Origin of the sequence: Nostoc sp. NMS2 (genome assembly GCF_017115105.1) — a bacterium.
In the GTDB taxonomy this organism is placed as follows: domain Bacteria; phylum Cyanobacteriota; class Cyanobacteriia; order Cyanobacteriales; family Nostocaceae; genus Nostoc.
Genome location: NZ_JABXKH010000090.1, coordinates 1 through 17,399, shown reverse-complemented (window position 1 = coordinate 17,399; position 17,399 = coordinate 1). Strand labels below are relative to the sequence as shown.

The 17,399-nt window shown below is 41.9% G+C and carries 14 protein-coding genes and 1 tRNA gene; 8 read left to right on the top strand and 7 right to left on the bottom strand.

Features of this window, described 5'->3' with window-relative positions; all coding sequences use genetic code 11:
• Window positions 1–218, bottom strand: a 218-nt coding sequence (locus HWQ36_RS16575; protein ID WP_292704789.1) for a hypothetical protein, incomplete at its 3' end; no start/stop codon positions are given.
• A 350-nt stretch (window positions 219–568) separates the two neighbouring features.
• On the opposite strand from HWQ36_RS16575, the gene gor reads away from it, so the two are divergent.
• The 3 genes from gor (at window position 569) to HWQ36_RS16560 (ending at window position 3,922) form a co-directional block, all read left to right on the top strand.
• Complete coding sequence (gor, locus tag HWQ36_RS16570; RefSeq protein ID WP_292704788.1) at window positions 569–1,945, top strand: glutathione-disulfide reductase; 1,377 nt, start codon at window positions 569–571, stop codon at window positions 1,943–1,945.
• Window positions 1,946–2,021: 76 nt separating this feature from the next.
• Window positions 2,022–2,663 (top strand): YqiA/YcfP family alpha/beta fold hydrolase, encoded by a 642-nt coding sequence (locus HWQ36_RS16565; protein ID WP_292704786.1) that lies wholly within the window; start codon window positions 2,022–2,024, stop codon window positions 2,661–2,663.
• Between the two features lie 101 nt (window positions 2,664–2,764).
• Window positions 2,765–3,922, top strand: coding sequence for a histidinol-phosphate transaminase (locus tag HWQ36_RS16560; protein WP_292704865.1), 1,158 nt, complete (start codon window positions 2,765–2,767; stop codon window positions 3,920–3,922).
• A gap of 8 nt (window positions 3,923–3,930) precedes the next feature.
• Here HWQ36_RS16560 and HWQ36_RS16555 read toward each other — a convergent pair whose 3' ends face one another.
• Together HWQ36_RS16555 and HWQ36_RS16550 are read right to left on the bottom strand one after the other, a co-directional pair.
• Window positions 3,931–4,485 carry a hypothetical protein gene (locus HWQ36_RS16555; protein ID WP_292704784.1) on the bottom strand — a complete coding sequence of 185 codons (555 nt, stop codon included), beginning with the start codon at window positions 4,483–4,485 and terminating at the stop codon, window positions 3,931–3,933.
• Window positions 4,486–5,108: 623 nt separating this feature from the next.
• Window positions 5,109–5,729: a GNAT family N-acetyltransferase gene (locus tag HWQ36_RS16550; RefSeq protein WP_292704782.1), complete on the bottom strand. Its 621-nt coding sequence runs from the start codon at window positions 5,727–5,729 to the stop codon at window positions 5,109–5,111.
• 864 nt (window positions 5,730–6,593) lie between these two features.
• Here HWQ36_RS16550 and HWQ36_RS16545 point away from each other — a divergent pair.
• From HWQ36_RS16545 to HWQ36_RS16530, 4 genes are all read left to right on the top strand, one after another.
• Window positions 6,594–6,755, top strand: a complete 162-nt coding sequence (locus tag HWQ36_RS16545) for a hypothetical protein (protein ID WP_292704780.1) — start codon at window positions 6,594–6,596, stop codon at window positions 6,753–6,755.
• Window positions 6,752–10,303, top strand: a complete 3,552-nt coding sequence (locus tag HWQ36_RS16540) for a response regulator (protein WP_292704778.1) — start codon at window positions 6,752–6,754, stop codon at window positions 10,301–10,303. Before HWQ36_RS16545 ends, HWQ36_RS16540 begins: the two co-directional genes overlap by 4 nt.
• A gap of 68 nt (window positions 10,304–10,371) precedes the next feature.
• The gene (locus HWQ36_RS16535; RefSeq protein WP_292704776.1) at window positions 10,372–11,496 is read left to right on the top strand and encodes a hypothetical protein; all 1,125 of its coding nucleotides are present in this window, start codon (window positions 10,372–10,374) and stop codon (window positions 11,494–11,496) included.
• 50 nt (window positions 11,497–11,546) lie between these two features.
• A tRNA-Gly gene (locus HWQ36_RS16530) sits at window positions 11,547–11,617 on the top strand.
• A gap of 301 nt (window positions 11,618–11,918) precedes the next feature.
• Here the strand turns inward: HWQ36_RS16530 and pstB are convergent.
• From pstB to pstS, 4 genes are all read right to left on the bottom strand, one after another.
• Entirely contained in the window at window positions 11,919–12,725 is an 807-nt protein-coding gene (gene pstB / locus HWQ36_RS16525) for a phosphate ABC transporter ATP-binding protein PstB (protein WP_174710151.1), read from the bottom strand.
• A gap of 56 nt (window positions 12,726–12,781) precedes the next feature.
• On the bottom strand, window positions 12,782–13,663 hold the full coding sequence (gene pstA, locus HWQ36_RS16520; RefSeq protein ID WP_292704773.1) for a phosphate ABC transporter permease PstA: 882 nt from the start codon (window positions 13,661–13,663) through the stop codon (window positions 12,782–12,784).
• A gap of 19 nt (window positions 13,664–13,682) precedes the next feature.
• Window positions 13,683–14,633 (bottom strand): phosphate ABC transporter permease subunit PstC, encoded by a 951-nt coding sequence (gene pstC, locus HWQ36_RS16515; protein WP_292704771.1) that lies wholly within the window; start codon window positions 14,631–14,633, stop codon window positions 13,683–13,685.
• 143 nt (window positions 14,634–14,776) lie between these two features.
• Window positions 14,777–15,961, bottom strand: a complete 1,185-nt coding sequence (gene pstS, locus HWQ36_RS16510) for a phosphate ABC transporter substrate-binding protein PstS (RefSeq protein ID WP_292704769.1) — start codon at window positions 15,959–15,961, stop codon at window positions 14,777–14,779.
• A 769-nt stretch (window positions 15,962–16,730) separates the two neighbouring features.
• On the opposite strand from pstS, the gene HWQ36_RS16505 reads away from it, so the two are divergent.
• The gene (locus tag HWQ36_RS16505) at window positions 16,731–17,318 is read left to right on the top strand and encodes a biotin transporter BioY (RefSeq protein ID WP_012407649.1); all 588 of its coding nucleotides are present in this window, start codon (window positions 16,731–16,733) and stop codon (window positions 17,316–17,318) included.
• The last annotated feature ends 81 nt before the right edge of the window (window positions 17,319–17,399 follow it).

Genomic DNA, 17,399 nt, shown 5'->3' with positions numbered 1-17,399 from the left:
AACTCCAACTCAGACAACGCCTGTAACCCCAACCCCAACTGAGACAACACCCGTAACTCCAACTCAGACAACGCCTGTAACCCCAACTCCAACTCAGACAACACCCGTAACTCCAACTCCAACTGAGACAACACCCGTAACTCCAACTCAGACAACGCCTGTAACTCCAACCCCAACTGAGACAACACCCGTAACTCCAACTGGCTCTCCAAGCACATAAAACAAAACTGCTAATGGGAGTATAAGACTCTCTGGGAACGGCGATCGCGGTTATTTTTATCATAATTTTGCGTAAGTCCTGTAGGACTTAGCGCGACTTAGCTGCTCCAATGCAGTAGCACAGACTTATGATTGACACCTGAGACAGAACTATGACAAACAATTTTAGTGACTGCCTCTACAGCAACCAAAGCAAAAAGTGATATCCCCTACGGCCAGAGAACATCTGCTAACGCTAGATTAAATCTAGGACAGGACTTAAACAGGGTTCACCGGATATCCTTATATAGTTCAATGACATTGTCTCAGTTCCCAGGAACTAACTTTTTGCTAGAGAGAACATAAATTTATGACTTTTGATTACGACCTATTTGTAATTGGTGCGGGTTCTGGAGGCTTGGCGGCTTCCAAACGGGCGGCTAGCTATGGGGCAAAAGTGGCGATCGCTGAATATGATTTAGTTGGTGGTACTTGTGTGATTCGCGGTTGCGTTCCCAAAAAACTCATGGTCTATGGTTCTCACTTTCCCGCACTATTCAGTGAAGCTTCAGGCTATGGCTGGAAAGTCGGTAATGCTGAGTTGGACTGGGAATATTTCATTACATCTATAGATAAGGAAGTTCGGCGACTATCGCAACTACACATAAACTTCTTAGAAAAAGCCGGAGTAGAACTAATTTCCGGTAGCGCCAGATTCCTAGACTCTCACACCATAGAAGTTGATGGCCGCAAAGTGACAGCAGATAAAATTTTAATTGCTGTCGGCGGTCGTCCTATCAAACCAGATTTACCAGGAATGGAATATGGTATTACCTCTAACGAAATCTTTCATCTAAAAGAGCAACCAAAACACATCGTCATTCTTGGTGCTGGTTATATTGGCACAGAATTTGCCTGTATCATGCGTGGTTTGGGTTCTGAGGTGACGCAAATTACCAGAGGTGAAAAGATTTTGAAGGGGTTTGATGAGGACATTCGCACAGAAATTGAAGAGGGGATGACAAACCACGGAATTCGACTGATTAAGAATAATGTGGTAAAAACAATTGAACCCGTGCCGGAAGGTTTTAAACTAACTTTATCAGGGGAAGACCAAGAACCATTAATTGCCGACGTGTTTTTAGTGGCGACTGGTCGAACTCCCAACATAGATGGACTAGGTTTAGAAAATGCTGGGGTTGATGTTGTCGCTACTTCTATGGAAGGGCCTGGATACGCTACCACAAATGCGATCGCAGTCAATGAATTTAGTCAAACGAATCAACCCAATATCTTTGCCGTTGGCGATGTCACAGACCGAATCAATTTAACTCCTGTCGCCATTGGCGAAGGTCGCGCCTTTGCAGATAGTGAATTCGGCAATAATCGCCGCGAATTCAGTCACCAAACTGTTCCCACAGCCATATTTTCTAACCCAGAAGCCGCAACAGTAGGCTTGACAGAAGCCGAAGCACGCGAAAAACTCGGTGATGGTGTAACAATTTATCACACTCGCTTCCGCTCCATGTACTATGTTTTGACTGGTAAGCAAGAAAAAACAATGATGAAGTTGGTAGTTGATAGCAACACTGACAAAGTGCTAGGCGCTCACATGGTGGGCGATAGTTCAGCTGAGATCATCCAAGGTGTAGCGATCGCTGTAAAGATGGGCGCAACTAAAAAAGACTTTGATGCCACTGTTGGTATCCATCCCTCTTCAGCCGAAGAATTTGTCACAATGCGGTAAGCATGTCATTTGTCCTTAGTCATTTGTCTTTTGTCTAAGACTAATGACTAAGGACGATCCTAATGGGAAAAATTGAATGCCTACTCAATATATTTACTTGCATGGTTTCGCTTCCAGTGCTAATTCTACCAAAGCGCGGGATATAGGCGATCGCTTTGCCAAAATTCAAACGAAGCTCAAAATCCCCGATCTCAATGCTGGCGATTTTTCACAGTTGACAATCACTCGTCAAATCGCTCAAGTTGCCGCAGAATTCAGCAATGATTCTACACCAGTAACCCTGATTGGCTCAAGTTTAGGTGGTTTGACCGCCGCACACTTGGGACAGCGATATTTACAAGTAGAACGCCTTGTGCTATTAGCACCAGCTTTTGGATTTTTATCCCATTGGTTGCCCAAACTAGGCGATGAAAAAGTACAGCGTTGGCAGCAAGAAAAATATATCATGGTCTACCACTATGGGGAGGAGCAATCAATTCCTTTAAGTTACGATTTCGTTACAGATGCTGCCCAATACCAAGAAAAATTTTTGCAACGTTCTATCCCTACCCTAATCTTGCATGGAAAAAAGGATGAAGTTATTCCCATTGAGGCTAGTCGTGACTTTGCGCGTTGCCGTTCTTGGGTGGAGTTAGTCGAACTCGACAGCGATCACGCCTTGGGTGATGTTATGGAAAAAATTTGGCAGGCAATTCGCCTCTTTTGCCAACTACCTTGAAGTTGTAAAATATTAGACTCTAACTAATGTCCTTAGTCATTTCTCCTTTGTTTAGTTACTAATGACTAATGACTAATGACCAATGACTAATGACTAAAATTATGCTTCCCTTCATCCGGTCAGATTTAGCCCAATTTACCGCGTATAAACCTCACCCCAGTAGCGATACAGCCGATTCTGTCCCCACACAGTTCGATCGCCTGGATACCAATGAAAGCCCCTACGATTTACCACTTGAGTTAAAAGAGAAGCTAGCCTGGACATATCAGCAAGTAATTGAAACAAATCGTTATCCTGATGGCGGACACGAAACACTTAAGGATGCGATCGCAGAATACGTCAATGAATCAGCCGCTCTCCCGCTATCCAATACTGCTGCCAATATTTCTGTTGGCAATGGTTCTGATGAACTAATCCGCTCTTTATTAATCGCCACCTGTCTAGGAAGAGAAGGTTCAATTCTCGTTGCCAATCCTACTTTCTCCATGTACGGAATTTTGGCCCAAACTTTGGGAATTCCTGTAGTGACGGTGGGTAGAAATGAAACAAATTTTGAAATTGACATAAACGCCGCACAGTCTGCGATCGAACAAACTCAAAATCCCCCCATTCGCGTAGTTTTCGTAGTACATCCCAATTCGCCGACTGCCAATAGCTTAACGGCGGCAGAGTTGGCATGGTTAAGAAGTTTGCCAGAACATATTTTGGTAGTAATTGATGAAGCTTACTTTGAATTCAGTCAAACTACCCTAGTAGGTGAATTAGCGCAGCGCCCCAACTGGGTAATATTACGCACTTTTTCTAAAGCTTTCCGATTGGCATCTCTCCGTGTTGGTTATTGCGTCGCTCATCCCGAAGCGATCGCCATTTTAGAAAAAGTTCGCTTACCTTACAATCTCCCCAGCTTTTCCATAGCAGCAGCATTAGTTGCTTTACAAAACCGCACCCTCTTGCTGGAGTCAATTCCCCAAACCTTGAGTGAACGATCCAAACTCATCGAAATTTTATCCCAGCAACCAGAACTACAAATTACCACAAGCTCTGCTAATTTTATTTACCTACGCCTTAAACCAAATGGCTTTAATTCACAAAATTATTCACAAGATGCTGCACTAAAAACTTTCCACCAGAGACTTAGAAAACTCGGCACTCTTGTACGACACATTAGCGGAGGATTGCGAATTACTGTCGGGACAATAGAGGAAAACGCCCGCACAGTTACTAGAGTCCAAGCAGCAATAGCCGATTTGGAATTTTAGCAACTCACTCAATAATTAAATCGGCTATCCATCTCACTGCCCAAACGACGTACTACTCCTACCGTTTGTGGCAGCACACCTACCAAAAGAGCAAAAGCAACATCCGGCAAAAGAGCCACTATTTCTGGTGGAAAGTATTGTTCAAATTGATCCAGAATTTTCTGAACTCGCTGCCCAGGTACTGGGTTTTCTGTAATTTGTTTGATTAATCTAATCCACTGTCGCCTAATCAAGTAAGCCTTCTGGCGTTCTTCATTAGATTCGGGAGTTAATAAAGACAGATTACCTATGGGTAGTGCCCTTTGGCAATCACAGTCATAATCCCCACCCACAGCAGCCCCAGGCCCAGCAAACTCTGCATGGTAGCGTTTAAAGAGGATTAATCCATTCCGCCTACGACTATTGACGATGAAAACTTCTCCACTGTGTAAACGTGTAAGGATATCCGAGCCTTGCGATTGCTCAGTTCCATCTTGCATGACAACAGAGTCAAGGAAACTAGTTTTAGGGTAATAAGTTGATACCATAGAGACTTGATAGCGTCGATGCTGTTCGCTATCCATGTTTTTTAAACTTTCAACGAATTTGGTAGTAGTATGCACTTCAAAAAATAACTAGCTTTGATGTTAAATCAGATTTTTGAATTCTTTTATTATCAAGAGTCTTTTGGTCAATTTTACTAAGATAGTAATAAATACGCATTGTTTAGTAATTGAGTGATCATATTTTATGAGATATAACCAGATTTGTCCCCAAAATCAGAGAGTGTTTTATTAAAGTTTTTATAAAGATAAATATCTGAATTACAAAGTTATTATGAGGGATCGCTTATTTAATAAGCTAATTGTACAGTTAGATTCTATTGTAATTCATTTATTTATATGTATATAAAGTACTCTAAAATCTTTGTTGTTTAACGACAAGTTGAAAAAGATAAAATATAACACATAATTATTTCAGGCAAGTTTTTTTACATTTTTATTAATATAAATAATAAAAATATCCATGAAAAATCTCAATAAAATCTACTTAAACTAATTATCTAAAGCTATACATATCAAGCCATTTAGCTAACCTTGGCTAGTTTTTTAATTAGGTTAGTTTCTGCCTTGGTTGCCAATATTAGTGATAAATTTTCTCTAAACTAATTATAAAATAAAAATTTACAAAAATTCAGACACTGAAATTAGCTCTTCAGATGCTTGTGCAATAACATTTGGCTTGACCGTCCTAATAAAAATGTATTCCAATTCGATTCGACTTTATGTACCCGATATCCCACCTTGAAATAAAGTTGCCTTGCCTGATGGTTATTTTCCAAAACGTGAAGATATAAATCTTGAAATCCCCATTCGCGGGAAACTTTTTCACAGCTAGTCAATAACCCTGAAGCCACGCCATGCCTACGGTATTTGGGGTGAACCGCTAAATTAGATAAGTAAGGAAAACCCATGCCAGCCTTACCCCACGAATCACTGTAACGTACACCCAGTTCCACACTTCCTACTAAGTTATTAGCCGTATCGCTAGTAGCTTCCAAGGCGACTAAACAAACATGACGGGGTGGAGGTGATGCCATCCGATGCCTTAAGTCTTCGTAAATACCCAGACGTAGTAATGGAAAAGCCCACCCCCACATCCCTTTTTGGGAGTGAAAGCTTTCAGCAATAATTTGGGAAACACCGATCAAATCGGTAGGTGTAGCTGTACGAATTTTAAATTCGCAGCAAGCTGGATCGATTGGCTGTTGCTGGTATGGATGAAAAGACCGATATTTCAAGGCTAGCTTAGTATTGATTTTATTCAACGAAAATTTTCTCAAATATCCTCAAACACCCTTTAAACGGCATAAAAACTTTATATATTCCCAGGAGACTCAACTGACCTCAGATTGCTCATTCGCTTTTGCTTATAAGCATACAAAGTTTTACACTTTAGTTTGGGGCTTTATAGCCTGTCTTTTTGAAAGAGTCTTAGAAGTTACAGCTTCATAAAGCTACAATCTTAAGTTCAGTAGGATTAGATGCATTCCTTGCTTGAGATAGGGAGTATATCAGTCTGTTTACCACAAAAACATCTGTAAAGTCGTACAGGTTTTGGTGAATGGGTAGATAGATAGCATAACCTACCTGTAGGCATTACCTACAAAATTGTTAAGTAAGTACACTAACAAAAAACTTTAGTTGCCAACCACCTTTAGGTGTAGTACTGAACTTATTTATGCAATTGAAGCTACACTAACAAGACTTTGCTGCTGAATAATAGAAACAGGCTGTACAGATGCTAGGCAGGAATCTTGCAGATTCCTATCCCTAACTTCTTTACCAATACCACTTGTCTTAATGATAGTTCTGATTGCTAAATTAAAAAGAGGTATTTGTCTAATAGTATACTTTGGCTTTAAATCTTATTGTTTTAGTTTTGCTGACTCTACCATGACTACCATAAATAAAATTTACGTGCAAGTGTTAGTACAACTGCTGCAGAGGGAAAACTTAATATGCAGCTTCATCTGGATTTTTCAGCTAGTTATGAGTGCTGTATCTAGTATTAGACATTGCTTGCAGGAGGTGAAAGAAGATTTGGCTAGCAAGGATCGACTCTATAACCTTATAACTGACTATGAAAGCAATTACACTGCACTAAAGCAAACGGTAATAGGTATAAGCCATTGAAACGAATTACCGTGAGTAAACGCTCCTACACTCAGCAGTCATGTAGCCAAGCAGCCCTATTGGTGGAAATGCTCTGCTCTTACCTGACTCAGAAAAATCCTTCCCTGATCAGATTATTCTTTATCCGACTGCCGTTGCAGCAGGAAAGCGGTGCATGAAATCCCAAGCAAACAGTAAGCCTAAAATTTTGGTTGTCGATGATGAGCCAGACAACCTTGACTTGCTTTACCGCACCTTCTATCGTGACTATAAGGTGCTAAGGGCAACCTCTGGCCCTGCGGCCCTCGATCTGCTGGCTCAAGAGGGAGAAGTGGCGGTGATCATCTCCGATCAGCGAATGCCGATGATGAGCGGTACAGAATTTTTGAGCCTGACAGCAACTCAATATCCAGATATTATCAGGATTATTTTAACTGGCTACACCGATGTTGAAGACTTGGTGGAAGCAATCAACGCTGGTAAGGTCTTTAAATATGTCACCAAACCGTGGGAAGCTGAGGAACTTAAAGCTGTGGTACGCCAAGCTTTGGATACTCACAATGTCCTCAAAGCCCGCACCCGCGAACTTACACGCACACTCCGACAAGAATCGCTGCTGAATACTGTCACAAATACGATTCGTAGTGCTTTAGACTACAGACAAATTTTGCAGGCAATTGTAGATACGGTGGGCCACATGTTGGAGGTGGATGTGTGTCTGTTGCGTCCTTTCCAAGATGAGCAGTTGACGGATAAAGGATTCATTTATCAGAAAGCTCTTTCTGAAGAAGCAGGGGAGCAGGGGAGCAGGGGAGAAGTTACAGAAAGTCTTTCTCCTGTTCCCCCGATTCCTTCTTCTCCCCATCCTCTGGTTTCTCCTCTAACTGTTTTGGCTCAGACGGTGTGGGAAACCCGCGAAGTCCAGGTGATTCACGATGTAACCGATGATGAACGCATTCACGGTAATACTCCCGAACTGCGCGAACGTGGTGAAGCTTTTGTTGCCGCTAATATTTGTTCTAGTTTAGTTGTGCCATTGATCTGCCAACAAGAACTGATGGCAGTACTGGCACTGCACCAGTGTTCTGTGCCCCGCTTTTGGGGAGAGGATGAGGTGCAGCTAGTGTTGATGGTAGTGGATCAGGCAGCCTTAGCTTTGTCTCAAGCTTATGCTTACGAACAAGTACGTGCCCTTGCCAAGCGAGAGAGTTTAATTAATACGATTACTAGCGCGATTCGCTCTAGTCTAGATCCCCAAGATATCTTTGCGGCTATTACTCAACAACTGGGACAAGCCTTACAAGTCGATGGTTGCGTCCTGTCTTTGTGGACAGAAGAAGATGAGTTTGTCGAGTGTGTTGCCTTGTATGACAGTTTTCAACATCTGGAAAATTTACGTAGGCACAGCCCAACCCAGGCATCACCAGCCCCAGACAATAACCACCTATCAGCCCAGAGATTACCCTATTCTCAATCATCTATACAAGAGAATCCCATCCTCCAACAAATGCTACAGACACATGAACCTGTGGTAATTGGGAATGTGAGCCATTCTCCCTCAGATATACAGGGTTTTAATTTGCCATTAAAAATGCCAGCGCGATCGCTAATGTTTGTACCATTATTGGCTGATGGTAAATGTATTGGTAGTATTACGTTACATGAAGGTAAAAAAGTCCGCCAATGGCTGCCATCTGATATCGATTTGGCGAAAGCAGTAGCTGCTCAAGCAGCGATCGCTGTGCAGCAGTCACACTTGTATCAAAAAACTCGCCAACAAGCTGAACGCTTACTGGAGTTAGATAAACAAAAAACTGAATTTTTCCAAAATATTTCCCATGAGTTTCGCACACCTATCACCTTGATTCAAGGGCCTTTAGAGTCGGCGGTAGCGGCTGGCGAAGGATTATCTTACTCCCAAAGTGCGATCGCCCTGCGGAACTCCCGCCGCTTGCTACGACTAGTAAATCAACTCCTGGATTTACAACGCCTGGATGCGGGGAGAATGCAGCCTAGTTTCCATCCCTGCGATTTAGTCGAATTTGTCAGCCAAATTGTAGAATCTTTTCGTCCCTACTGTGAGAAAAAGAGACTACATCTCGCCACCCAGTTAGATGAATGTTCTCTGGTATACTTGGACATGGAAAAATTCGACAAGGTGGTTTATAACCTTCTGTCAAATGCCATGAAGTTTACCCCCGAAGGTGGCACGATCAGTGTTAGACTAAAATCTGAACAAGATCGTTGCATATTGCAAGTACAAGATACGGGAATTGGTATTGTTAAAGAACAAATTCCCCACCTATTTGAGCGCTTCCGCCAAGCTGAAGGTTCAGCAAACCGTTCCTATGAAGGTAGTGGTTTAGGTTTAGCTTTAGTTAAAGAATTGGTAGAATTACATGGTGGCCAAGTCACTGTGGAATCAGTTTACGGCCAAGGTACTACCTTTAGTTTATGGCTTGTGAATGGAAATAGTCATTTACCCATACAGCAAATACTAGAAACGCCTGCCGAAGTGAACACAAGCCGCGCTAGCGTAGAATTGGCTGATTTAGAACTGGTACAGTCAACAATAGACAGTATTGAAGATATTACAATAAACTCCTCTCCTAATATTGATACTAAAGACTCAGTACTTAAGACTCAGCACTCAATTTTAGTTGTAGATGACAACCCGGATTTACGAACCTATGTATCTGAGATTTTCCGCCGTAACGGTTATCATGTACAGACGGCTCGTAACGGTTATGAAGGGCACAGTATAGCTAAGGAAATTATACCCAGCTTGATTGTGACTGACTTAATGATGCCCTTGGTGAGCGGACTTGAGATGATTCAGATGATCCGCAAAGAGGAAAAGCTGAAAGGAACGCCCATCATTCTACTGACAGCGAAAGTTGATGAAGAAACCCGCATCGAAGGTACAGAATATGGGGCGGATGCTTATTTAGCAAAACCATTCAACGATCGGGAACTTTTGGCGGAAGTTCGGAATCTCTTAGCATTGAAGGAAAATGAACGGCGAATCGTGGAGTTAAATACTTATCTAACAGAATCGGTGCTAAAGCGCTTTTTGCCGGCTGTATTGGTGCAAAAAGCTGCAACCGGAGATTTGACGTTAGATTTACGCCCAGAACCACGTTTAATTACAGTTTTGTTTAGTGACATTGTGGGTTTTACACAGTTAGCAAATACTCTTAGATCCCGGCGAGTGGCAGAGTTGCTAAATGAATATTTAGAAGCCATGACCAAAGTTGTGTTTAGCAATGGCGGCACTGTAGATAAATTTATGGGAGATGCTATCTTAGCTTTATACGGAGCGCCGGAAGAACTAACCCCCAACGAACAGGTGCGTCGTGCCATTAATACAGCAAGAGCAATGCACCGTTCACTGGCTGACTTGAACCAACGCTGGCGAGATCAAGGTGTATTTGATGGCGATAAACTTACTAGCGTCCAGTTCCGGTGCGGTATCCACCAAGGTACTGCTGTTGTAGGGATGTTTGGTAGCGCTGAACGGGCTGATTATACTGCCATTGGCCCAAGTGTGAATATTGCTGCAAGGTTGCAAGCTGCTGCTGTTCCCGGTACTATCTTGGTTTCTGCTGCCGTGGCAGATTATTTGCAGGAAGAAGAAATTACTAAAGGTAGTCCGCTAGAACTTAAAGGAGTAGATGAAACAGTTTTGACTTTTGCTGTTACACCAGAGGTAATGGTTAATCGCTAAAATTTAGACTGGTATTTTAAAGCATTAACAATGAGTAAGAGTGCCTAATATTATCCAGTTTATATAATATGATACCATCGGTTGCAGATAAAACTCCAATTTCAACCAAAGTCTGGAGGCGACACACTGATCCACCAGCTTTATGGATTTCTGTCGTTATCGGTTCAGTCTCTCTGCACTTGCTGGCGTTCTGGCTGATGCGTTCATCTAATGTATTTAGTCTGTGGTTTCCTCAGCAAAGTCAATCAACTGTTCCCATTGAATTGATAGACATTACTCCCAAATCAAAATCAACAGCCAAAAGAGTTTTGCCAAAGCCAGCATCCCTAACTCAAAAGTCTGTACCAGCGCGTTCACCACAAATAGCAAAAACTACGCCCAGAAATCAAGATTTTGGCGCAATAAATTCTGCTGATAATCTCCAGCAAAAGAGTCGAACTTACCCCTCTCAACCTAATAGACAACAGAGAGTTGCTTCATCTACACCGAAAGCGATAGCCACACCAAAACCAACAGTTACGCCGAAAGCGATAGCCACACCAAAACCGATAGTTACACCGAAAGCGATAGCCACGCCAAAACCGATAGTTACACAGACACCTACTGGAACTGTAGGCAATCTACCTTGGAACCGCCGTCAAGAAATCAAACTGGGAAAGGGAACGGCACTACCAACAGGTATTCCATCAACTCCACCAGTTTCGGAAGCTGAAAACAGAAAAACTCCACCAACTTCAACTAGAGAAATTCCAACAACTCCTAGTAGGGAAACTCCACCAACTCCTACTGGGGGAGCATCGGTAGCAATAGTAGCTCCTTTGCTTAAAGATGAAATGATTAAGTTTATACAAACAAGAGGATTTCGACAAGATGCTCTACCCGACGTTATCGCTTCATACACGGGAAGCAAGGCAAAACAATTAGACTCAAGTTTTCTACCTGGCGATTCCGAAGTTAAGCCAGGACAGATGCTTGTTAGTTTAATAATTGATCGCAATGGCAACTTTCAACAGGCTGTAGTTCTAGAAATAGAGCCGACAACACTACAAAGTGAAAAAAGCACATACGAACGAGTTCTCAATGATGTTTTCAAAACAGAAAACTTTCTTGCCGCTCACAACAACGATGGCACAAAACCAGATTTGAGCAATTTGTTTGTACGAATCAAAATCCAGTCTGCTAATGCTAACTAAATGCTTGAATCTTTCCAAAAGCTATGTTATTATTAGAAAGTTGGAAATTTGCGGGCGTAGTTTAGTGGTAAAACTATAGCCTTCCAAGCTATTAATGCGGGTTCGATTCCCGCCGCCCGCTTAGGAAAAACTCTAAAATCGACTAGTGAAGCACGGTGTAAATACACCTACTATTTTCACTAAAAAGTTTTGGAGTGGGTGGGGTACAACACCCACTTAATAATGCAAATATTGTGTTAAACAGCTTAATTATTACTTTTCTTGACCGAAAACAGCCATAATCGATCAAGCGATGCCTGCGGCGGGCTACGCCTACGCTAATATTGGCGAATAAATAAAAAAACCAGAGGAATCTCGCACAGATTTAATTTCCGAGTATCCCTCATTGCTCTAACATCAACAATGTGCAGTATTTATTTATATTATCCAAATCTGCCGCTAACGTAATCTCTAGTATCTTGCTGCTGAGGATTGTTGAAAATTAGTTCTGTTGCGTCGTATTCCACCATGTAGCCGTTACGACCTCCTGACTCGGTAGTTTTGACATTAAAAAAGGCTGTCTTATCAGAAACCCGCGCTGCTTGCTGCATATTATGGGTGACGATAACGATGGTATATTGCTCTTTCAGCTGGTGAATTAGTTCTTCAACCCGCAAGGTGGAAATAGGGTCGAGAGCGGAGCAAGGTTCATCCATTAATATAATTTCAGGTTGGACTGCGATCGCACGAGCAATACATAACCTTTGTTGTTGTCCACCCGATAAAGACGAACCGCTTTGTCGCAGCTTATCTTTAACTTCGTCCCACAAAGCTGCTTGTCGCAAACTCCGTTCCACTAATTCATCCATGTTACCTTTGTAGCCATTGATTTTGGCTCCAAAAGCAATATTGTCATAAATTGATTTGGGAAACGGGTTTGGTCTTTGAAACACCATCCCAATTCTCCGACGTACTTCTACAGGATCAATGTCAGATGCATACAAGTTTTTATCGTAAAAAAGTATTTTACCTTCTGCCCTAAATGACTCAATTAGGTCATTAAGGCGGTTATAGCATCGCAACAACGTACTTTTACCACAACCAGAAGGGCCGATAAAGGCTGTAACCTGATTTTTTGGTATATCTAACCAAATATTCTGCAATGCTAAAAACTTGCCGTAGTAAACGTTGAGATTTTCGGTGCGTAAAACGGTTTCAGTACCGTTGACTGTGCTAATATTAGTAGCCATAAATTAAGTGCAGTATTAGTTTTAGCGATACAAATTCGCTATGTGTAAGACGTTTCCTAGACTTTTTTGCGAGTAGCCCAGCGAGCGATGATACTTGTAACTAGAACCATCAATACCAAAATCAAAGATGCTGCCCAAGCTAGTGATTGCCAATTTTTAAACGGAGAAATAGCGTATTTGTAAACCAAAACAGCAAGTGAAGCTGTTGGTTGGAATAAGCTATCGGGCCAAAAATTGGAAAATAGCGCGGTAAATAGTAAAGGTGCGGTTTCTCCAGATGCTCTGGCGATCGCTAGCGTTGCCCCAGTTACAATTGCAGGTAAAGCTGCTGGCAAAACTACTTGACTCACTGTTTGAAAATTTGTTGCTCCTAACCCTACAGATGCTTGTCGCAAATCTTGCGATACTAACTGCAAGGCTTCATCAGTGGTTCGGACAATAATTGGCAACATCAAAATTGCCAGTGCAAACCCTCCACCTAGAGCAGAATACGATCCTAAGTTTAACTTTACCAGTGTCAGAACTACAATCCCGTATGCAAATACCCCAGCAATAATTGAGGGGACTCCACTCAAGACGTTAGCTGCAAAACGTACCCATCTCGCTACTTGCGCCGAGCTAAATTCTGTGATGTAAATCGCCGCTAAAACACCAAATGGGATACTAATCAGGGCAGCAATTCCTACCATTAATAGTGTACCCAAGATTGCATTACCAAAGCCTCCTCCCTTTTGTAAAGCTTTGGGTGGCAGTTCAAAAAAGATGCTGGGACTCAAACTGCTAAAGCCTTGAATAATGACGTAAGAAAGCACTGCTAGCAAAGGCACAAGTGCCAATACCCCACAGATAAATGCAACTACAGTCATTACAGTATTAAACAGTGTCCTTTGAGACATGGGAGCGCGAGTTAAACTGCGCTCTGGAAAACTAGAAGTCATAATTCAACCCAAAACTAAGCTACAGTCGCTTGACTCTCAGAACAATAAACTCGGCCATGATATTGACTACCAGGGTCAAGAAAAATAGAACTAAAGCAGCGTACATTAAAGCCGAAACTTGTAAACCACTAGCTTCGGAAAATTGATTCGCCAGTAGAGAAGAAATAGTATTGCCTGGTGCTAACAGTGAGATACTAATGTTGTTGGAATTACCAATCAACATTGTTACAGCCATTGTTTCTCCCATTGCCCGACCGAGTGCCAACATCACAGCACTAACTATCCCCGAAAAGGCTGCTGGAATCAAAATTTGCAAAATCGTTTCCCACCGGGTTGCTCCTAGTCCTACGGCGGCTTGACGCAAACTGGAGGGGATAGAAATCAAGGCATCACGCGATAAGGCTGTGATGATGGGCAAAGTCATAATTGCTAATATGACTCCTGCCGGCAACATTCCTGGCCCTGTAGGGGGGGTGCTAAAAAATGGTATCCAGCCAAAGTAAGTATTGAGCCATTTTCCCAAGTTAGTTAAGATAGGCACTAAAACAAAAATACCCCAAACGCCGTAAACAACGCTGGGAATAGCTGCGAGCAGTTCTACTGCAAAAACTAGTACCAACTTCACTTTGGCTGGTAAAAAATCCTCGCTCAGGATAATAGCAGTACCAACTCCAATCGGTACAGCTATCAGTAGACCGATAAAAGAACTCAAGAGAGTTCCATAAATTTGAGGTAGCACCCCGTAGCTATCATTAACTGGGTTCCAAGTGGTGTTAGCTAAAAAGCTAGCGCCAAACTTTTGGATGGCAGGACCAGAAGCAATTGCAACCTGGAAGCCGATCCATAATAAAGTGGCAGCAACCCCAAAGGCGAAAATTTTAGTAAGCCAAATGAAACCCCGATCTAGAGACTTTTCTACATCAGAGCGATTTTTTGTCGCTGATGAAAGGTTTTGAGAATTTGTAGTCATGACTACCGACTTTCACAATTAAATCAGAGGAAAATATGCGAGGCAACCATCTAAACAAAATTGTTGCCTCATCGTCTTTTAAAACTAGTTTAGTAACCAGCTTAAAAATTATTGTCTAGGAATGCTTCATGTCTTGACTTTAGCTACTTGCTAGCGCTAGTACCACTACCAACAGCGATTTTATAGTCTGGACTAATTTGATCCGCAGCCGCAGCCACCTTTGTAATGACGTTTTGGGGTAGAGGAACATACCCTAATGTCGTAGCCTGTTTTTGCCCCTCAGTTAAAGCGTATTCGATCGTAGCTTCAACTGCTTTAGCTTTTGCAGCATTGGGATATTTCTTGTAAGCCAAAATCCAGGTGTAAGTGACGATGGGATATGAATCAGCCCCTTCTGGATCGGAAATGAAGACGCGGAGATCGGGCGGTAGAGTTACTGATGCCAGAGTTTTAGAGGCTGACTCCTCACTAGGTACAATAAACTTGCCGCCTTTGTTTTCCAAAGCCGCAAACTTGAGACTATTTTGTTTGGCATAGCCATACTCGACATAACCAATAGAACCTTGTGTTTGTTGGATTTGGGCGGTAACACCTTCATTCCCCTTAGCACCAACTCCCGTAGGCCAGTTGACAGTTTTGCCTTCACCAACTTTAGTCTTCCACTCCGGGCTAATAGCGCTGAGGTGTTTTGTAAACACACCTGTTGTTCCGCTACCATCTGAACGATAAACAACTGTGATTTTCTCTTTAGGAAGCTTTGCACCTGGGTTAGCTTTGGCAATTTGGGGATCATCCCAAGAGGTTATTTTGCCTAGTAAAATATCAGCGTAAACGGCTCGTGGTAGTTTAAGTTCTCCAACATCCGGTAAGTTGTAAGCTAGCACGATGCTACCAGCAGTTACAGGCAGTAAAATAACGCCCTTATCTGCTGGTACCTTCTGGATTTCTTCATCCTTCATGGCAACATCGCTGGCACCAAAGTCTACAGTCCCTTTGATAAATTGCTCAACTCCAGCACCGCTACCAACTGAAGCATAGTCAACTTGCAGATTTGGATATTTTTTGTTTAGATCGGTAAACCATGTATCATATAGTGGTGCTGGGAAAGACGCACCAGCCCCACTTAACTTGAGATTTCCACCCAAATCTAATTTGGTTGTGCTGGTGGAGGCAGTAGTATCTGTAGCAGTGCCAGAGGGTGTCTCCTTGGTGGCTGTACTATCTGGGTTTTGCTGTCCGCCACATGCAGCTAGGCTGATTGTCAGTGCTAACACTGAAACTGAGGCTGTGAGGCGATGAATTTTTATTACACTAAGAGGTGAGGGCATCGCTATCAATGTTTGGGTAACTTTTCAGGTGAGCGCCTCTAAGGATACCCCTAAAGGATGAAGATTAAGGTAAAGGATAGGTTAACAAAGTAAAAAAGCTTGTTTTTTTTGATGAAGAACAAACACTCGTTTATACTTTTACTTGACAAAATTTATACTGCTTTAGTTACACATTACAAATAGCTAACACAGTAATTTCGTTACATATCTTTGCAAAACTTTATTGATAGCGTCACTTTTTTGGTCAAATGATAAAAAAATGACAAATTGTGTTATTATTTAAAGCTTAATAAATTTTTGAATCTTATGAAAGTTATTGCTGCTTATAGGTCTAAGCAGACTTAAAGTCATAACTAAACAATCTAAGTTTAGATAGTGAACTAATTTAGATAAAGCAGAAGGAAAACTATAAATTGCCTATTTTATGGAGAGTAGGCGGGGCGATCGCTAAAAAAAGTGAATTAGGGAACTATCTTTAGCAATTTGTAGCATAAATTGGCGCAGAATCTAAAAACTTAGTTTAAATACTAAATTTTGCTAACTTTACCACGTATTACGTCAAATACCAGAATCAGACTACGCTTCAGTCAATAAAATTACACCTATAAACACCTAAGCCATAATTCGCAGAACTGAGAAGTTATATACCAAAAAGGCAAAAAAAAATATGCTAATTCTTAGAGGTGTCAGCACAAATTTCATTTCAAGACTAATGAACATCCTAGTTGCTGTTGGTTTTCACTTTTGCCTTTTCCTGGTTGCCTGATAAATGTTTGCTGCTTCCAATCAATTACTATGGTCTATGATTGGCTTACTCCTGACAATGGGTGGTACCTTTTTAGAAGCTTATGGCATCACCTTTCCTTGGAATTGGAGTAAGCACGGAATTCAGACTTTTTCTTTAGGTGTCACTTTTCAAATTGGCGCAGTCCTGTTAGTGGGTTGTTTAGGGGGCAAAAATGCCGGTGCGCTCTCGCAAATTGCCTATTTAGTGATGGGGTTAACCTTATTACCTGTATTTGCAGATGGAGGTGGTATTGGTTATGTTAAGCTGTCTCAGTTTGGCTATCTACTAGGCTTTATTCCTGGAGCTTGGATTTGTGGCTTAGTTGCCTTTAAAGCTAGACCTCGACTAGAAACTCTCGCCTTTAGTTGCATCTGTGGCTTGTTAACTCTACATCTATGCGGTATTAGTTATTTGATTATTAGCTATATTTTTCAGTGGAAAGGCACAGAAAATCTACCTTTGATGCAAGCAATCCTCAGATACTCTTGGTTTGCACTACCCGGGCAATTAAGTGTAGTCTGTGCCGTTACTGTAATAGCATATATATTGCGTCACTTAATGTTTTATTAATCATTAGTCATTAGTCATTTGTCCTTTGCCCAATGCCCAATACTTCGACTTACCTCGGCTTCGCTCGGCACAAGTCGCTCA

Excerpts from the sequence above, each read along its gene's own strand:
- pstB (WP_174710151.1), bottom strand. The coding sequence starts at position 12,725 with ATGGCTACTAATATTAGCACAGTCAACGGTACTGAAACCGTTTTACGC.
- pstC (WP_292704771.1), bottom strand. The coding sequence starts at position 14,633 with ATGACTACAAATTCTCAAAACCTTTCATCAGCGACAAAAAATCGCTCT.
- HWQ36_RS16505 (WP_012407649.1), top strand. The coding sequence starts at position 16,731 with ATGTTTGCTGCTTCCAATCAATTACTATGGTCTATGATTGGCTTACTC.
- pstS (WP_292704769.1), bottom strand. The coding sequence starts at position 15,961 with ATGCCCTCACCTCTTAGTGTAATAAAAATTCATCGCCTCACAGCCTCA.
- HWQ36_RS16565 (WP_292704786.1), top strand. The coding sequence starts at position 2,022 with ATGCCTACTCAATATATTTACTTGCATGGTTTCGCTTCCAGTGCTAAT.
- HWQ36_RS16535 (WP_292704776.1), top strand. The coding sequence starts at position 10,372 with ATGATACCATCGGTTGCAGATAAAACTCCAATTTCAACCAAAGTCTGG.
- HWQ36_RS16540 (WP_292704778.1), top strand. The coding sequence starts at position 6,752 with ATGAAATCCCAAGCAAACAGTAAGCCTAAAATTTTGGTTGTCGATGAT.
- pstA (WP_292704773.1), bottom strand. The coding sequence starts at position 13,663 with ATGACTTCTAGTTTTCCAGAGCGCAGTTTAACTCGCGCTCCCATGTCT.
- gor (WP_292704788.1), top strand. The coding sequence starts at position 569 with ATGACTTTTGATTACGACCTATTTGTAATTGGTGCGGGTTCTGGAGGC.
- HWQ36_RS16555 (WP_292704784.1), bottom strand. The coding sequence starts at position 4,485 with ATGGATAGCGAACAGCATCGACGCTATCAAGTCTCTATGGTATCAACT.
- HWQ36_RS16560 (WP_292704865.1), top strand. The coding sequence starts at position 2,765 with ATGCTTCCCTTCATCCGGTCAGATTTAGCCCAATTTACCGCGTATAAA.